Below are 17,311 nucleotides of genomic sequence, written 5' to 3' on the forward strand. Positions count from 1 at the left end.
TATCTAATTAAAGAATGTAGCCTAAATAAGCGTGCTATATACCTATATGATGAAAATGAGGAAACATTGCATGAGAGCTCTATTCACTTTACTGCCTGTTGTTAGCTTGCTCAGTGCCTGCGGCGGCTCAGGTGGTGGGAATGATAATCCCGATGTAGCTGCATCGGTTAATGCCGGGATAGATCAGCAAGTTATTGAGAAGAGTGAATTCACCCTAACAGCTATAGGCTCACCTGCAAATGGAACGTTTTCTTGGCAAAGAATCAATGGGCCCGCCGTTGAAGGGTTACCTGCTGATGGCGATGAACAAACGTTAACAGCGCCAGATGTTAAGACGGACAGCCAACTTTTATTGCGGGTTAATTATCAAACGGCAGATGGTCAATTAGTCAGTGATGATGTAATGATTGATATTGTCTCGAATAATCAGCTCCCAGAAGCGGTTGTTACTCAAATAGCGCCTACAGAATTACCATCAGATTACAAAGATACCATCACGTTGAGTGGCTCAGAGTCATCTGATCCTGATGAAAATGGTGCTGTTAATAGTTTCCGCTGGCAACAGATCGCCGGTCCAACGGTTACAGTTGATAGCTTCAGTAATGAAACAATCAGTTTTTCTCACCCTCTGTTAGATGTGAACACAACATTAGTGTGGCAGTTAACGGTCACCGATGATGAAGGGGGAGAAGCAAGCATTCAATATAATCACAAATTAAATAAAACAGATAAGGTTGTTATTGCGAATGCGGGGGCTGATCAAACCGTAAATGAGGTTGAGCTTGTTACGTTAGATGCAACTGCGAGTGAAACCGTAACAGACACATTTTCTTGTCATTGGGAACAAGTTCTTGGCACCGTTACTTTGGCAAACCAAGAGCAATGCATTACGTCGTTTACTGCACCGAAAACAGAAGCTGTTAATACATTTAGTTTCGAAGTAACAGTGACAGATAGTAAAGGCCGAACAGATTCTGATGTTGTTCAAATCAACATAGAATCTAAACCGTTAGGTCTGATAAATGATACGGGAATGAACACCTGTTACAACAATACCCAACAAGTGACGTGTGACAGCCCTGACTTTCCTCGCCAAGATGCAGCTTTGGGTCGCGATAGTGTTGTTAATACGCACATCAACAAGGTGGGGGCCGGCGATTCCGCTTTTGATTTTACAAAGTTAAATGAATTCGCAGATGAACTCCCTGATAATGCGAGTGACTTTAGTTGCGTTCGCGATAATGTTACTGGTTTAATTTGGGAGGTAAAAAGCCCAAGTACAGGCACTTTACCTAACGGAACGTCACTCAGAGAAGGGCAAAATCATTATACATGGTATCTAAATGGGGAAACAGGTGCACAAGCCGGAAGTCAATTAGGTGCCACTACTACGTGTTCCTCTACCAATAACTGTGGCTTACAAGTATACGTAAATGCTGTTAATAGCTCAGACTATTGCGGAGGAACCAATTGGCGAGTACCCACTTATACTGAACTAATGACCTTATTAGATTACTCTCAACATGGGCAGTCTCTATTAATTGATAATGACTATTTTGTTAATACGCCTACCCAACATGCTTTTGTAAAACAACCTTTTTTACCCTATTGGACTTCGCAAACTGCAGCAGATGGCACCAGTTTATCGCAAGCTTACATAATCGATATGAGCGATGGTAATGATTTAGCTTACCCTAAGAGTGAAACAGCATTTGTACGTTTAGTTAGAACAGCAGGGGCATCACAATGAAAACATTATTTGCGAGTATCCTACTTTTAAGTCCAAGCATTTTGGCTGCGCAAACGTGTTATAGCACGGTGCCGGAAACAACCCCCGCAGCGCGTTTTACACTTAATACTGATGGCACGGTGAGTGATAGCGAGACGGGATTAATGTGGCAAACGTGTAGTTACGGGCAAAGCTATGATGCTGATACCACGAGCTGTACGAATAGCGCAATTAAAACGACGTGGCAAGAAGCGCTTAGAGCATCTGTAAATGATCGCACCGCTAATTATGATGATTGGCAAGTGCCAAATAATAAAGAGCTGGCCAGTATTTTAGAGCACCGCTGTGTCACACCTAGTATTAATGAGACGATTTTTAAAGGCAATAAAAGCGAAAACTATTGGACGAATACATCGGGCGTTATCGACCCAGGCTTTGCGTGGGTATATACATTCGATAGAGGCCTTAACAGTTTGCATGCTAAAACCTCGAATGTTTATCTTCGCCTTGTGCGGTATGAAGACTAAATAACCTGAACTTTGGTTAAATAGTGTGTAAACATGTCTAACCGCGCTTGCTCAAGCGCGGTTTTTATATCAGCCCCTTTTATACCTTGAGCAATAAACTGTTGTGGGCTAATTTTTTTAGCTGCTTCAGTGGCATTTATTAGGGTTTGTTGCAGCTTTAGTGGCCCGCAATTGGCTACCTCAGCGGCTTTTAATAAAGCATGGAATCGTTCTGGTCGGCGCCATAAATCAAGTTGATTACACAGTGCCAGTAATTCATTGCTGTTAAGTTGTTCATCATTCAGGGTTGCGAGGTGTTGTTGCAAGTAGAGCGCCATATCCCGAACATCATTTGGCAACCGAATCGATGTCGCTAATGCGATTATTGAGTCACGACATAAATTAGTGGTGGCTTGACAAAGCAGCAAGCTTGGCTCAGTAACTTTATGTTCATTGGCATATTGATAGCGGGCATTGAGCTGTTTGTATATATCAGGGGCCCACGTTGAAGCTAGTGCGTCGCTAATCGAAGGAAGTGCATTGAGACTGTATAGTGTTTGCAAAAAGTCAGCAAACGCACCATCGTTGAGTGATTTTTCACATTCAAGCCAAATACGCTCGGGCGTTAGGGTATTGAGTTCGCCTTGGGCTACCATATTCGTTAATAGGGCTTGGGTCTCATCAGCAATAGTAAAACCAAGGTAATGATATCGTGCTGCAAAGCGAGCAACACGTAATATACGAAGTGGGTCTTCACTAAATGCATCGGATACATGGCGTAGAATGCGGTTGTCTAAATCTTGCTGACCGCCGTATGGATCAATTAAGCTGCCATCATCCGCTTTTGCAATGGCATTGACAGTGAGATCGCGTCGGCGTAAATCGTCTTCAAGTGTCACATCCGCAGAAAATTCACAAGCAAACCCAGTGTAGCCTTCACCTTGTTTTCGCTCTGTACGTGCAAGCGCATATTCTTCTTTGGTTTTTGGGTGTAAAAAAACAGGAAAATCTTTACCAACTTGTACAAACCCTTGCTGTAAAAGTTGATGTGGAGTTGCACCTACCACGACATAATCACGTTCTTTAATTTTACGTCCGAGAAGCTCATCTCGCACTGCACCACCCACTAAATAAACTTGCATAATATACCTAGAAATTTCCCGTTCTGCTTATTTTACGATATTTAAGTAATAAAACGCTAACAAGGTTTTCACTTAGTGCATTTTTTTGCCATTATAGACGCTGATTTACTCAGTAAGGAAATTCAGGGTGTATTTAAGCTATTTTGGCTTGTCGGAGAAACCGTTTTCAATAGCGCCAAATCCGCAATATCTATTTTTAAGTGAACGGCATAAAGAAGCGCTCGCTCACCTTACCTATGGTTTAGGTGAGGCTGGTGGGTTTGTTTTACTTACAGGTGAGGTAGGGACAGGTAAAACAACATTGACTCGAAGCCTGCAAGAGAAATTGCCAGAAAATACACAGGTGGCAATGATCCATAACCCTGCCTTGTCACAGTTAGAGTTATTAGCCAGTATTTGCGATGAGTTTTCAATTGCTTACGATGAAGCAAATGCCACATTAAAAACCTTAACGGATGCGATAAAAAAGCATTTAGAGGCAAATCATGCATCAGGTGGCCACACTATACTATTGATTGATGAAGCGCAGCTTTTATCACCTGATGTACTTGAGCAACTTCGCTTATTGACTAACATAGAGACGAATCATAAAAAGTTACTGCAAATCGTTTTAGTCGGTCAGCCAGAGTTACAAGAGTTGTTAAAACGGAATGAGTTAAGGCAACTAGCCCAGCGGATCACTGCTCGGTATCATTTATTGCCGTTGACTGAAGGGCAAACTATCGCTTATATAAAACATCGTTTATATGTTGCCGGTTGTGAACGTGCGATGTTTTCAGCTGATGCATTAAAAACTGTTTATGCTGTGACAAAAGGCATTCCACGGTTAGTTAACTTATTATGCGAGCGCTGTTTAATGGGAGCGTTTTCTAAACACGTTATGGTTGTTGACAGTGATATCGTCATGCGCTCCGCTGAAGAAGCCTTGCCGCCAAGCGTGTTACAAAGCGAAGTGCAAAATGAAAAAAAATCCAGTAACTGGTTAATCCCTTTTGCTTTCCTTTCAGTACTGGGTGCCGGTGTTGGCTTGTCGTTTATTTTTTAGTCGTGGTAAATTATGTCGTTTTTATTAGATGCATTAAAACAGTCTGAGCATCATGATGAAGCATCTGCTTTTGATCAAAATGCACAGCAACTTAAACAACAACAAGAGCTTAAACGGTACCGTTTAATCGCGATGTCACTCGCTCTGTTGTTGGCTTTAGCGCTGACCTTAATGGCAGGATTTGCCATTGGTAAGTGGTTACAAGCTAAAAATATTCAAACAGAGAGTGTATCAACGCCGAATCTTAAAGAATCAGAAGCAATCGAGGCAAAAGTTGCACAGCCACAGGGCGAAATTTCAAGTGTACAAAAGGACAGTGATTTATTAGCAAAAAATGAACCGCAAAAGGTCCAAAATGTAGTCGCGCAGCCCGCCAATGTACCTCAGCCAGTGTTGCCTCAAACTTACCCCAATCAATCTCAACAATATCAGTGGGTTCAAGTGCCTGTAAACGCTATGCCCGCATACCCTCAAGGGCAGACTGTTTTAGTTCAGACTCCCAATGGCTATCAGCAAGTCATTAATGCACCGACGGTTCAGTATCAGCCGCAGCAGTATTCTCAGCAAGCGCAATATGCTCAACCTCAACAGTTTGCACAATCACAGCCAATAAATACACGCTCAAGAGATATTGATTTAAGTCAGTACAAAGTACTTGGAAAGCCAATTGAGCAGTCAAATTCAACGAACCAAATAACGCCGCAGCGCGACGATGAGTTAGAGACCGTCCCAAGTGAGCTTAAAAATGCGTTTGCTCAAGCAATCAAAGACACTGAAACAGTAACGACCAACCAAGTCACACAAGCAACAAGAAACTCTTCTTATGCCGAGCCGATTGAATTGTTACCCGATGGCTTATTAGCGTTGTTACCTAACATAAAATATCAAGCACACATTTATTCATCGTCTGTCGAGAAGCGTTGGATCAAGCTTAATAACCGAGAGTTGTATGAGGGGGATAGTTTAAATGATATTGAAGTGTTAGAAATAACCCCAGAACAAAGTGTGCTGAGTTTTGATGGGTATCAATTTAGCATAAAAGCATTGCAAGATTGGCCTGAGTAATTGGTTTATTGCTGTAATCTTGCCGTAAAATTACGGCAAGATTGAATGTTTAAAAAACCGAACTAAGTCAATGTTGAAATCTTTTGGTTTAATGGCTGATTCTAATGCATCATGTGTTCGGCTATTCGCTAAATCAATATCTTCAACGCCGGTATAGCGTGCATGTTTAGCATGATAAAATATTTTAACCTGAGGCTTCAGGGGACTTGCAGGGTTACTTTTTGTCACCAAACCAACCTTTTGACTTGAGAGTTTGACCAATGTACCAACAGGGTGAATCCCAATACATTGAATAAACTTGGTCAGTAGCTCGCCATCAAAGCTATCAGGGCAGCCATCTTTAAGTATTTTAAAGGCTTTAATGGGCTCCATGCCTTCTTTGTAAACTCGTTCTGCCGTCAAGGCATCATACACGTCGACAATCGATGCCATCCGTACGTATTGGCTGATTTCATGAGCGTGCTTACCGAAAGGGTAGCCACTGCCATCTAAGCGCTCATGATGAAAGCCAGCAATATCAACAGCAATCCCTTTTAGGCCAGCTTCCTCTAAAATTTGTTTGCTATAAAGTGCATGATTTTGAATTACTTTAAATTCTTGCTCGGTTAGTTTACCCGGTTTATGGAGTATTTCATCCGGAATTTGAATTTTACCTATGTCGTGTAATAGAGCACCTGTTGCCAGCTCTTCTATGAGCTCCTTTTCAAAGTTTAGATGTTTGGCAAAAATACTAATTAAAATTGAAACGTTTATTGAGTGTTCAAGCAGGTAACTGTCTTTTTCTCGCATACGAGTGATACAGGCTAGGGCATCTTGATTGCGAAACACCGAATCAATAAACCCGCTTGCTAGCTCTTTAAATGGTGCGATATCAATGGTGTTGCCAGCTTTAATGTCAGTAAAAGCCTTACTTTGTAAGTCTTTAGCTTCACAATATAGCTTTTGAGCCTTGCCCATCTCTTGTTCAACAGAGTGAGTAATATGCCATGGGTCGCGTTGTATTGGGGTATCACTAATGACCGGTGCGTCATTTAGTTCTTTAGGGGGCTCTGTGATGGTTTTATCAGGGTCAATTTCAACCTCTAAAATGCCAGCTTTGATTAGTTTATCAATGCCTGCCTGTGTTTTTACCCATCCTTGGTTTTTTATTTTTATATTACCCGATTGTTTCGTCACTTTTTGTACGAACATGCCTGGTAAGAGTTTATTTATTTGGATGGCTTTGAACATTGCTGACTTAAAAAAGATATGTGTACATTAAAGTTAGCAAACTTTTTAAAATATAAGTAGAAAAAAGGGCGCTAAAATGCGCCCTTTGATGCTTAATTATTGATTTTACTCGTCATCTTCAACCAAAGTCATTAGCGATGTGTTACCACCAGAGGCCGTCGTATCAATACTAATTGTCTTTTCTGTGATGAGACGTTTGATCAGCGTATCGTAGTACTCTGAGCTTATCACAGGTAAGATTGCGCCTTTACGTTGTGCCAGTTGCTGGCTAAAGTAGCCAAGACGTGATGAACGTGCAGCAACCACTGCGCCCGCTAAATGAGAGTGGGCTAAGATGGCTTGTAGCTGGTTCGGTTTTGCAACTTGGAACACTCCTTCAGCGACACCTGTTGAAATAAATTTATCTTTAAACGCAACCGCTTCGTCATAAAATAACTCAGATGCTACCGTGATAACCGTATTACCAGCCGCCAGCGCAGTGATAATTGAAATAGCCCAAAAATTAAATGATGTACTCTTATCTGCATAACACACTACACACCCACGCGCTTCAAGGTGCAAGGTATTTGACTCACCTGTAGGCCCTGGTAACGTAGTAAATTTACGCATATGTTTTTCAAGACGGTTTAATTGAGCACGTGCATCAGCAAGTGTTAAGGCTAAATCGTCTGCAAGTTCATCGATAATATCAACGGTGGCGACTTTTGCTAGTAGCTGACGTACCGCAGAAACACGGTCATTCAATGGTGTTGCGCGCCAGATTTTTTCATCGCGCATTGAGTTTGCCATTAACTTTTCAACTTGCTCGTTTGCACCTGAGTAGTGATGTAAATCAAGCTCATCAGGCGTTAAGTTCGTCATTTGTACGTTATCTGGTGACGCTTTTTCAATCACTAAACGTTGAAGATAGTTAGGGCCACCTGCTTTAGGACCCGTGCCAGATAAGCCACGGCCACCAAATGGTTGTACACCAACGATAGCACCAATCATGTTACGGTTAACGTAGACATTACCCGCACGAGACATTTTAGCTAAATACTCACAGCGCTCTTCAATACGTGAATGGATACCCATGGTTAAACCAAACCCCGTGTTGTTAATTTGGTCAACTACGTTGTCAAGCTCAGTGCCTTTAAAGCGAATTACATGCACACATGGGCCAAATACTTCACGTTTAAGAACAGATAAATCTTTGATCTCATATAAGCGAGGGGCAAAGAAGTAAGCACCATTCTCATTATTATCAGGAATATCACACTGATAATGCAGTGTAGCGTTACCTTTTAAGTACTCAACATGATCATTTAAACTTTTTAGCGCTTTTTCATCAATGACAGGACCAATATCGGTTGATAGCAATGAAGGGTCGCCTATGTGTAACTCTTTTAACGCACCTTTGATCATATCAATAACGCCATCAGCGATGTCTTCTTGTAAAAATAATACACGAAGAGCAGAGCAACGTTGGCCAGCACTTTGGAAACCAGAGCTGATGACATCGTCAACAATTTGCTCAGGAAGCGCTGTTGAATCAACAATCATACAGTTTTGACCACCTGTTTCGGCGATTAACGGCACTTGAATATCGTTACGCGCAGCCAATGTTTGCGAGATTAGCGTGCCCGTTTCAGTTGACCCGGTGAACATCACCGCTTGAATGCGCTCGTCAGGTACGATGGTTTTGCCTACGTCACTACCACGCGCAATAACCGGTTGTACAACGAACTCAGGTAAGCCAACAGATAACATAAGCTCAATAGTACGAAGGGCAATAAAGCTTGTTTGCTCAGCTGGTTTTGCGATAACGGTGTTACCCGTTACGATAGCAGCAGCTACCTGACCTAAGAAAATAGCAAGCGGGAAGTTCCATGGGCTGATACATAAGATAACACCGCGTGCCTCAAAGCGCTCATCTTCGCTAAGCTCTTCTGCACGAGCTGCGTAATAACGACAAAAATCGACCGCTTCACGCACTTCATCAATACCGTCTTGAGCTACTTTACCAGCTTCTTTGATACAGATAGCAACAAGTTCATCGTGGTGACGCTCTAAAATATCTGCAATACGACGCAGTAAATTTGCACGCTCTTTGACAGGTGTTTGCGACCACGACTCAAAGGCTGTTTCAGCATTTGCTAGCAGGGCAAGCATGTCATCGCTGTTATGCAATTTCACATGACCGATAATTTCTTTATGGTTAGCAGGGTTTTTAACTGCCATTGAGCCTTCAGGGATATCATTTTCGCTGATAAGGTGCTCTGTAAACCAGTTATCAAGATTTTCTTTAAACGGGGTAATCACGTTTATATCGGTTAAATCCATACCTTTTGAGTTTGCGCGCTCTGCACCATACAAATCGATTGGCATTTTAATTTGCGTATTGTACTTATTACGAAGACCTTGTAGCGTTTCAACCGGGTCGGGTAGCAATGACTCTACCGGCTTCGTAGTATCAACAATGGCATTTACAAAGGATGAATTTGCACCGTTTTCAAGTAAGCGACGAACGAGGTATGCCAGCAAATCTTCATGTTGACCAACCGGTGCATACACACGGCATTGAATTTTTTCTTGCGTTACGATTTGGTCAAATAATGACTCACCCATCCCATGTAAACGTTGGAATTCAAACCCATCATGATCACCTTTAGCAACTTCTAAAATAGTCGCGGCTGTATAGGCATTATGAGTTGCAAATTGCGGATAAAGCACGTCACGTGCTTCAAGCATTTTAATCGCACAGGCTTTATATGATACGTCAGTCGTTGCTTTACGCGTAAATACAGGGAAGTGATCTAAACCATCTTGCTGTGTGGTTTTGATTTCGGTATCCCAGTACGCACCTTTAACTAAACGTACCATTAATTTACGACCAACCCGCGTAGCAAGCTCTGTTAGCCATTCAATAACAAAAATGGCACGCTTTTGGTAAGCTTGTACCGCTAAGCCAAAGCCATTCCAACCAGCTAGATCGTCATCGCTGAATACAGCTTCAATAACATCTAGAGAGATATCTAAACGGTCAGCTTCTTCAGCATCTACTGTAAAGCCAATGTCATAACTTTTAGCGACAAGTGCCAATGCTTTTAGCTTTGGTACAATTTCTTCCATTACACGTTCTTTATGCGTGAACTCATAACGAGGGTGAATAGCTGAAAGTTTAACTGAAATACCCGGACTTTTAATGGGGCCACGGCCACTAGCTGCTTTACCAATTGAATGGATAGCATTGAGATAGCTTTGATAATAACGCTCGGCATCTTTCATGGTGCGCGCGCCTTCGCCTAGCATGTCGTATGAGTATACATAGCCCTTGCGTTCTGTGTCTGCTGCACGTTCAATGGCTTCGTCAATAGTGCGGCCCATAACGAACTGCTTACCCATGATCTTCATAGCGAAGTTAACTGACTTACGAATTACTGGCTCGCCTAAACGACCAATGGTTTTTTTCAACACACCAAATTGTTGATCTTTGGTTTTGTCGTTGTAGTTAACCATTTTACCGGTCACTAATAAGCCCCAAGACGACGCATTAACGAACAGAGAGTCACTGCTTCCTAAATGTGAGCTCCAATCACCTTTCGCTAACTTATCGCGAATAAGCGTTTCTTGGGTTGCTTTATCTGGCACACGAAGCAGGGCTTCAGCCAAACACATAAGTACCACACCTTCTTCACTTGAAAGTGAAAACTCATTTAAAAGTGCATCAACACCGCTTTGACCGTCTTGGTCTTTACGAATATTGTGAACTATTTGACGTGCACGTTCCCATGCGCGACTGCGGGCTTTAACACCTACTTCTGCAAGGGGTAAAATGTGATCAATAACGGCATTTTCATCAATGCGGTAAAAGTCACGGATTTTTTGTCGAATTGGACACGTTGTAGTCAAATCGCCGTTGAATAACATAAGTAACCTCAAAAGTGTGGAGTCTTGCAGCAAAAAAAGAGTGCTGCTCGATTATCATGTTGTTTAATGCGTGCATTCTAATTAAATTCCAGCAGAATATGCTGGTTAAATTTGCCGATTTACGATAATTTACAGGGCATACGTTAAACTTATCCGCATAAAATTCTGTTATGACAAGTCCCAATAGATTACGCCTGCTTGATCGTATTGATTTAGCAATTTTAGACGTTCTGCAAAAAAACGGCAGAATATCTAATGTGAACCTTGCAAAGCAGGTTAACTTGAGCCCAAGCCCTTGTCTCGACCGAGTAAAACGACTCGAACAAGAGGGCTACATAGAGGGCTACTTTGCTAAGCTAAACGAAGCAAAACTTAATCAGAGTTTATTAGCGCATGTGCAAGTGTCATTAGTAACATCAAATACCGCCGTATTTAAAGTTTTCCGAGAACATATTTTGAGAATTACTCAAGTTGTTGAGTGCGATATGGTGGCGGGTGGTTATGATTATTTATTAAAGATACGCGTTTCAGACATGGATGAATACCGTCAAGTACTTGGTGATTTAGTTGATATACCCGGTGTGGGCACTCATCATACCTACATGGTAATTGAAAAGGTCAAACAAGATAATGGTTTAAGACTGATTTAAATTATGTATATTCATAAAAAAAGCACCTGTCGGTGCTTTTTTATTTGTCAGTTAACTATGCCCAACCGTCATAACGCTTTCGGCGTGACAGTACGATGGTTAATATAATTCCTAAAAACAAACCTATAAAGGCAATTGCCCCGCCATACGTTAATAACTGGCGTTTCTCTTTTGCACCGGCTTGTTGTTTTTGTTCACGCTCAGCATCTAGCGTATTTTTTAACTGCATTATCTCATCGGATAACACGTCGTTTTGGTCTGTCAGGCTTTGATTTTGTTCTTGTAATTGCGGGAGTTCAATTTGTGCTTGGCGAAGTTGCACTTGCATTGATGTCATCTCTTCACTCAAGGTACGATATTGTTGGTGAATACCGGCTGATTTAGAGACAAACTTTGCCTCAACCCATCCTTCACGTTCTTTGTCATCAACGACTTTTATGAAGCCATTTTCTTCAGGAGATAATTGCGTTAGTTTTGTGCCCGCATCAACTGAACCGATAATACGGTAGTTTTTACTCGCACCAGAATGCATAAACGTATACAGATTATCAACAATATAAGCCGTATTTGTATTGTCTGCTGAATTTGCTTCTTCGCCGTGGCTAACAAACGCAACAGCACTAAGAAGTAAAGCTAATAAAGAATGTTTAAACATTAATCTACCCTGTTAATGTAACCGTGATCGTTACGGCAATATTTTTCGTTCTAAGTACAGAGATAGTATGGATTTAACACGCTAATAGCAAGGTTGATATTGTAATCACTTTACAGCGAATAAATGAAATCTCATTAAAAAATTTGCATTACCGCTTTGCTTTGTTTATTTTGAGCTCTTATTTATTTTAAAGGTAATCCTCAAGCCTAATGGATACTGAGATAGAACTGAAGTTTTTGGTGTCAGATGCCGTTGTTCCACTGATCCCCGCGTTAATTACTCAATTTGCAAAAACCGTCACAAACAAGCCTTCTCGCAGTTTACAAAATGCTTACTATGACACTCCTAGTCGTGAGTTAAGAGCGCTTGATATTGGTTTTAGAACACGTTGCGCAGACAATCAATGTGAGCAAACAATCAAGCTGGCAGGCGAGGTTGTTGGAGGTTTACACCAACGCCCTGAATATAATTTGCCGCTTGAAAGTAACCGTCCAGATATCACTGCTTTTGACAGCAGTATTTGGCCTCACGGTATGCAAGTGAACGCCATAGCCGCTAATTTATTTCCTATATTCAGTACTCACTTTATTCGCCGTACTTGGCTTATTGAAACCGAAAAGGGTGCAAAAATTGAGGTGGTTTTAGACAAAGGTGAAGTGTCAGCCTCTGGACGTGTTGAGCCAATATGTGAGCTTGAAATTGAACTGGTGGAAGGAAGTCGCAACGAGCTGTTCGCTTTAGCTGATAAACTAGTTGCACAAAGTAATATTCGCCTTGGTTTATATTCAAAAGCAGCAAGAGGCTATCGCTTAGCAGACGAAAAACCGCTCAAACCAAGTAAATCAATTGGGTTTGTTTCATTGCCAAGAAAGGCAACGCAAGAGCAGGCACTGATTGAAGCTATTGGGTTTGGTATTCGTTTTGTGCAAAAGCATGAGCAATGCTACTTTGATAAACCAAGCTTAAAAACCCTTAAACGTGTTACTGATGGCATTAGCCTGATTCGCCACACATTTTGGTTATTTGATGACATTGTAGATAAAAGTACCACAGAGTCATTGAGAGTAGAGCTTAAATGGTTGTTAAGTGAACTGGCGTGGGTTGAGAATGCTATTCAGCTTAAAACATACACATCAAAACGTCATGCTTACTACAAAAAAATTAATAGTGCTCCAGAGCTTACTCAAGTTATTACTGACCTTAAAGAATTACAGCCAAGTATTGATGACATCAACGCGTTATTTCACAGCGCACGGTATAATCGATTACTCCTGAGCTTAACAACATGGCTGGTTGATAAACAATGGCGTAAAAGCTGGGGGCAAACTGAGTTTCAAGCTGCAGAGCGCTCAGTTGATAAAATAGCAAACCGCTTATTTCAAAAGGACTGGCAGGACTTACATCAGTTATTACCAGAACAGCAAACCCTTACCTGTAAAGACTATTTAAATTTACGTACCCGTCTTGAAAATAGTTTACTGAGCGGCAACTGTTTAGGCGCATTGTTTGATAAAGACGATCGCAGTGAATTTCGTATTCCTTGGCTAGATATTTCTCATGGTATTTATGAACTGTGTACGCTTGATTATTTAAAACAGCTCTGTGCAGGCCAAGAAGATGAAGAGCTTGCCAAAATTCAGCATTGGCTTGAGATGAAATCTGAATTCTTAGTGAGTGCGATGGAGCAAAGCCGGTTGGCATCATTTAAGATCTCGCCATACTGGGAATAGTTTGTGAATGAATCTAAAACAAAGGAATGTAGATGCGCAAACTCATTGCACTGTTATTAATGTTACTCTGCTGTACAGAAGTAACAGCGCAGCAATCGCAATGGCAATTATGGAAATCTCAAGAGGGAATTAGTGTTTCCTTTATTAAACATACAAATGGTATTTTTGAAGTACAAGGCACCTTAAGCATAAACGATCGAACCGCGGACGATTTTATGATGCTCTTGAGTGATACTCAACGTGCCCCTTTATGGGTAGAGAACGTGACTCATGTTGAGGTTTTATCGCGGCCAAGTGACGCAGAAACCATTGTTTATACAAAAATAAACTCGCCGTGGCCTGTTAGAGACAGGGATATGGTGAGTTATTCCTGCTACAAACAACTCAGTCCCACGCAAACGTTATTAACGATTAGTGCTTACCCAGGGTTTAAAAATGAAGTTGACTCTGTTGTGCGCATCAAGGATTTAAAAGCGACTTGGTTACTCGAAGAAAATAATACCCCAGGAAAAGTCAGTTTGACGCTCACCCACACCGTTTATGCCGACCCAGGTGGTGCAATCCCCCATTGGTTAAGCAATAAAGTGGGTCTGCAAAGTACACTCAAAACACTACAAGCATTACGTCGTGAGCTGGCTCAAGAGCGATATCGTGCTGCGCCTACTGTTATCAAAGAGGGTCATTGTTCTATATAACCTGAGCTCTGGATAATAAATATATCTCCAGCGGCTACTTTCAACGCTAACTGCGTTGCATTTACTTGCAATAGGCCAGCTATTGACGCTTAAATTCGTCTTGTTATCGCTAAAAGTCTCCGGCTGGAGACTAAGAAAAAAATTTGTTATTTAATATCAATATATTAGTACATCTCTTAACCAGAGTTCAGGTTATATAGTGTTACCTCCTTTTTTTTATAAGTTAATCAATTGTATTTATTACACTTTCTTACACATTAACACATAATCTAAATTGAATTTGTGCCTCTTAATGGTACAGTTCCTTTTTTAGGAATATGTATTATAAGGACATAGATAGTGTTTACTGTTACTTCAACGCCCTCTAGCCGTTGGTTTTCATTTGTAACAGAGTGTTGGCGTTTAGCTGCGCTTTGGTTTGCAGGTGTATTGCTCTTCATGAGCTTTCGAATTTTCTTCTTAGTGTATTTTTATGATCATATTGCAGCACCTTTAGATGCAACAGCTCTATACAATACGTTAAAGACTGGCTTTGCTTTTGACTCAGCAGCGAGTGGGGTGTGTTTTAGCATTCCTTTTTTACTCAATTGTATTTTTCAACCAATGCGATTAGGGCACTGGGTTTCAAACATTCGTGTCTTTACTGCGAGAGTATTTTTTAGCGTAATGATTTTATTATGCATTACCAGCGTCACCTATATCTCTGAGTATGGTACGCAATTTAACTATTTTATGTTTGAAGGGCTACATGATGACCAGCAGGCCATCGCATTAACCGCAATAAAGCAATACAAACCTTGGGGAAGCCTTATAAGTTTAGTGCTTCTGCTGTTTATTGCGTTTAGATATTGTAAGCATGTTAACCACACTAGCCTTGGTTTTCTATCGCGCATTTATACTGTTTGTAAATGGAAACGATCAATACTTGTTATTTTGATTACAGTACTTTTTATTTGCGCTATTCGCGGCTCATTCGAATCCCGTCCGGCTTCCCGCAAGTGGTCAGCGGTGACACCTGATCCGTTTGTAAACAATCTAGTCATTAACCCTTTTCGTAGTTTTGTATATGCAATAAAAGATTATAACGAACTGCAAAATCATGGAATGGATGGCAAAAACCCATATTTGAGTTCAAATGCAGCACCACTTAATAACCCATTACTTGATTATCAGCAACATACAAAAGGGGCGTTTATTAACCCTCCATCACAGGTATTTTTGATAATCATGGAAAGTTATGACTCGTGGCCTCTGCAGCAAAAATACGCATCACTTAATGTGACTAATGAATTAAAAAGCTTAGCGCGCAAGGGGATCTATTTAGATAATATGCTACCTGCTGCTAGTAGTACGATGAATTCACTATCAAGTATTTTGTCTGGTATTCCATTTTCAGGTGTGAACATGAGTCGTATTGGCCCGCAACAACCAGCCAGTAAGCTTTCTTTTATTAATCAAATGGAGCGGCTTGGTTACACCAGTCAGTTTTTTTATGGGGGATTACTCTCATGGCAAAATGTAGGTGAATATGTAGAATCGCAAGGTGTCGATAATATTTATTCCGCAACAGATGCTGGTGGTAAAGGCAGCGCGGGTGTATGGGGAATTGATGACGGTCAACTATTTGAACTCGCAGCGGCTAAAAGCGAGCAGAAAAGTTTTAATGTAATTCTAAGCGGCAGTTATCATGGCCCATTCAACTTAGACTTAGCGCAACTTGACTACCCATACGCCTCTTATGATGATTACCCAGCAACAATACAATCGTTAGAAGGGGAATTATTAGACCCTTATGTGTTAGGGCATTTATGGTATGCAGATAAAATGCTGGGTGAGTTTGTGCGTAAAATGGAACAGCGTTACCCTGATGCACTTTTTGTGATCACGGGGGATCATTTTAGTCGTCGTTACCTACATAGCCGGCCTAATTTGTTTGAACTAACACACGTGCCAATGGTGATTTATGGGCAAGGAATTACACCTGATTTATTGTCATCGCAACACGTTGCAAGTCATATGGATATTGCGCCGACCTTACTTAATTTAATCGCACCAAAAAATACAGCGTTTTATAGTATGGGCCAATCATTGTTAAGTGCTCAGGAACAGCGCACCGTTTTTGGTTTTCAAACTATTCGTCGCAATGAAAAACTGTGGAAGGGAGATTTAAAGGCGACTTACGGGTATTATAAGGTGAATGAACACGATAAAGCTCAGTTAACGTCATTCAGTCCATCAGGAGTTGAATATATTGATGCTGATACAGAGCAAGCTTATAATCGTTATATGGCCACTGCATGGCACTTGCTTACTCGTGGTATGGATTGAAACCTTGCTAGTAATACACCACAAAATTAAAGCCGCTTTTAAAAGATTATAAAATGAATAAACCAGAAATAGATTTAGTTAATAAACCTAACGGCATAGGTATAGGCCGCATTATAAAAGCCACTCAGTGCTCTATAAAAGGGTTTAAAGCGGCTTTTAAAGAAGAGTCGGCCTTCAGAACAGAGTTGGCATTAGGTGTCATTTTGTTGCCTTTATCGTTCTGGTTAGCACAGTCTCTACAACACTGGGTGATACTCATTGTTAGCTTTTTATTTTTATTGATTGTTGAATTGCTTAACTCGGCTATTGAAGCATTAACAGATAGAGTAGGGGTTGAATATCATGTGCTATCGGGGCGCGCTAAGGACATAGCATCAGCAGCAGTAACCTTAGCTTTAATAGTCTTGTTGATAGTATGGGCGGCAGCAGGGTATGAGAAGGTTATTAGCTTGATGTACTAACTTAACCTGAGCTCTGGATAATAAATATATCTCCAGCGGCTACTTTCAACGCTAACTGCGTTGAATTTACTTGCAATAGGCCAGCTATTGACGCGTAAATTCGTCTTGTTATCGCTAAAAGTCTCCGGCTGGAGACTAAGAAAAAAATTTGTTATTTAATATCAAT

Annotated in this window: 13 protein-coding genes; 9 read left to right on the plus strand and 4 right to left on the minus strand. The window is 41.0% G+C overall.

All coding sequences use genetic code 11. The annotated features are described in order from the left end of the window. The first annotated feature begins 70 nt into the window (after nt 1-70). Nucleotides 71-1,750 (plus strand): DUF1566 domain-containing protein, encoded by a 1,680-nt coding sequence (locus ATS75_RS17975; RefSeq protein ID WP_058561802.1) that lies wholly within the window; start codon nt 71-73, stop codon nt 1,748-1,750. Further along, the gene (locus ATS75_RS17980) at nt 1,747-2,256 is read left to right on the plus strand and encodes a DUF1566 domain-containing protein (RefSeq protein WP_058561803.1); all 510 of its coding nucleotides are present in this window, start codon (nt 1,747-1,749) and stop codon (nt 2,254-2,256) included. The genes ATS75_RS17975 and ATS75_RS17980 overlap by 4 nt, the downstream gene beginning before the upstream one ends. Here ATS75_RS17980 and ATS75_RS17985 read toward each other — a convergent pair. Then, a complete protein-coding gene (locus ATS75_RS17985) occupies nt 2,253-3,377 on the minus strand; it encodes a tRNA nucleotidyltransferase (RefSeq protein ID WP_058561804.1) in 1,125 nt (374 codons plus the stop codon). The two genes, ATS75_RS17980 and ATS75_RS17985, sit on opposite strands and share 4 nt — an antisense overlap. 127 nt (nt 3,378-3,504) lie before the next feature. Between ATS75_RS17985 and ATS75_RS17990 the strand changes: the two genes are divergently transcribed. Both ATS75_RS17990 and ATS75_RS17995 read left to right on the plus strand, forming a co-directional pair. Continuing rightward, the gene (locus ATS75_RS17990) at nt 3,505-4,422 is read left to right on the plus strand and encodes an ExeA family protein (RefSeq protein ID WP_058561805.1); all 918 of its coding nucleotides are present in this window, start codon (nt 3,505-3,507) and stop codon (nt 4,420-4,422) included. Nucleotides 4,423-4,434: 12 nt separating this feature from the next. Then, the gene (locus ATS75_RS17995; protein ID WP_058561806.1) at nt 4,435-5,487 is read left to right on the plus strand and encodes a general secretion pathway protein GspB; all 1,053 of its coding nucleotides are present in this window, start codon (nt 4,435-4,437) and stop codon (nt 5,485-5,487) included. Between the two features lie 30 nt (nt 5,488-5,517). Here ATS75_RS17995 and ATS75_RS18000 read toward each other — a convergent pair whose 3' ends face one another. Together ATS75_RS18000 and putA are read right to left on the minus strand one after the other, a co-directional pair. Continuing rightward, nucleotides 5,518-6,717, minus strand: coding sequence for an HD-GYP domain-containing protein (locus tag ATS75_RS18000; RefSeq protein WP_058561807.1), 1,200 nt, complete (start codon nt 6,715-6,717; stop codon nt 5,518-5,520). A 105-nt stretch (nt 6,718-6,822) separates the two neighbouring features. Continuing rightward, nucleotides 6,823-10,626, minus strand: coding sequence for a bifunctional proline dehydrogenase/L-glutamate gamma-semialdehyde dehydrogenase PutA (putA, locus tag ATS75_RS18005; RefSeq protein ID WP_058561808.1), 3,804 nt, complete (start codon nt 10,624-10,626; stop codon nt 6,823-6,825). A 170-nt stretch (nt 10,627-10,796) separates the two neighbouring features. On the opposite strand from putA, the gene ATS75_RS18010 reads away from it, so the two are divergent. Further along, nucleotides 10,797-11,276: a winged helix-turn-helix transcriptional regulator gene (locus ATS75_RS18010; protein ID WP_058561809.1), complete on the plus strand. Its 480-nt coding sequence runs from the start codon at nt 10,797-10,799 to the stop codon at nt 11,274-11,276. A 55-nt stretch (nt 11,277-11,331) separates the two neighbouring features. Here the strand turns inward: ATS75_RS18010 and ATS75_RS18015 are convergent, their stop codons facing one another. Next, nucleotides 11,332-11,931 carry a TIGR04211 family SH3 domain-containing protein gene (locus tag ATS75_RS18015; RefSeq protein ID WP_058561810.1) on the minus strand — a complete coding sequence of 200 codons (600 nt, stop codon included), beginning with the start codon at nt 11,929-11,931 and terminating at the stop codon, nt 11,332-11,334. 209 nt (nt 11,932-12,140) lie between these two features. Between ATS75_RS18015 and ATS75_RS18020 the strand changes: the two genes are divergently transcribed. The 4 genes from ATS75_RS18020 (at nt 12,141) to ATS75_RS18035 (ending at nt 17,145) form a co-directional block, all read left to right on the plus strand. Beyond that, nucleotides 12,141-13,661, plus strand: a complete 1,521-nt coding sequence (locus ATS75_RS18020) for a CYTH and CHAD domain-containing protein (RefSeq protein ID WP_058561811.1) — start codon at nt 12,141-12,143, stop codon at nt 13,659-13,661. A gap of 32 nt (nt 13,662-13,693) precedes the next feature. After that, a complete protein-coding gene (locus ATS75_RS18025) occupies nt 13,694-14,356 on the plus strand; it encodes an START domain-containing protein (RefSeq protein WP_082665519.1) in 663 nt (220 codons plus the stop codon). Between the two features lie 339 nt (nt 14,357-14,695). Continuing rightward, nucleotides 14,696-16,684, plus strand: a complete 1,989-nt coding sequence (locus tag ATS75_RS18030) for an LTA synthase family protein (RefSeq protein WP_058561812.1) — start codon at nt 14,696-14,698, stop codon at nt 16,682-16,684. A gap of 53 nt (nt 16,685-16,737) precedes the next feature. Then, nucleotides 16,738-17,145 (plus strand): diacylglycerol kinase, encoded by a 408-nt coding sequence (locus ATS75_RS18035; protein ID WP_058561813.1) that lies wholly within the window; start codon nt 16,738-16,740, stop codon nt 17,143-17,145. Nucleotides 17,146-17,311: the final 166 nt, after the last annotated feature.

The organism is Pseudoalteromonas sp. H105 (genome assembly GCF_001469215.1).
GTDB lineage: Bacteria > Pseudomonadota > Gammaproteobacteria > Enterobacterales > Alteromonadaceae > Pseudoalteromonas.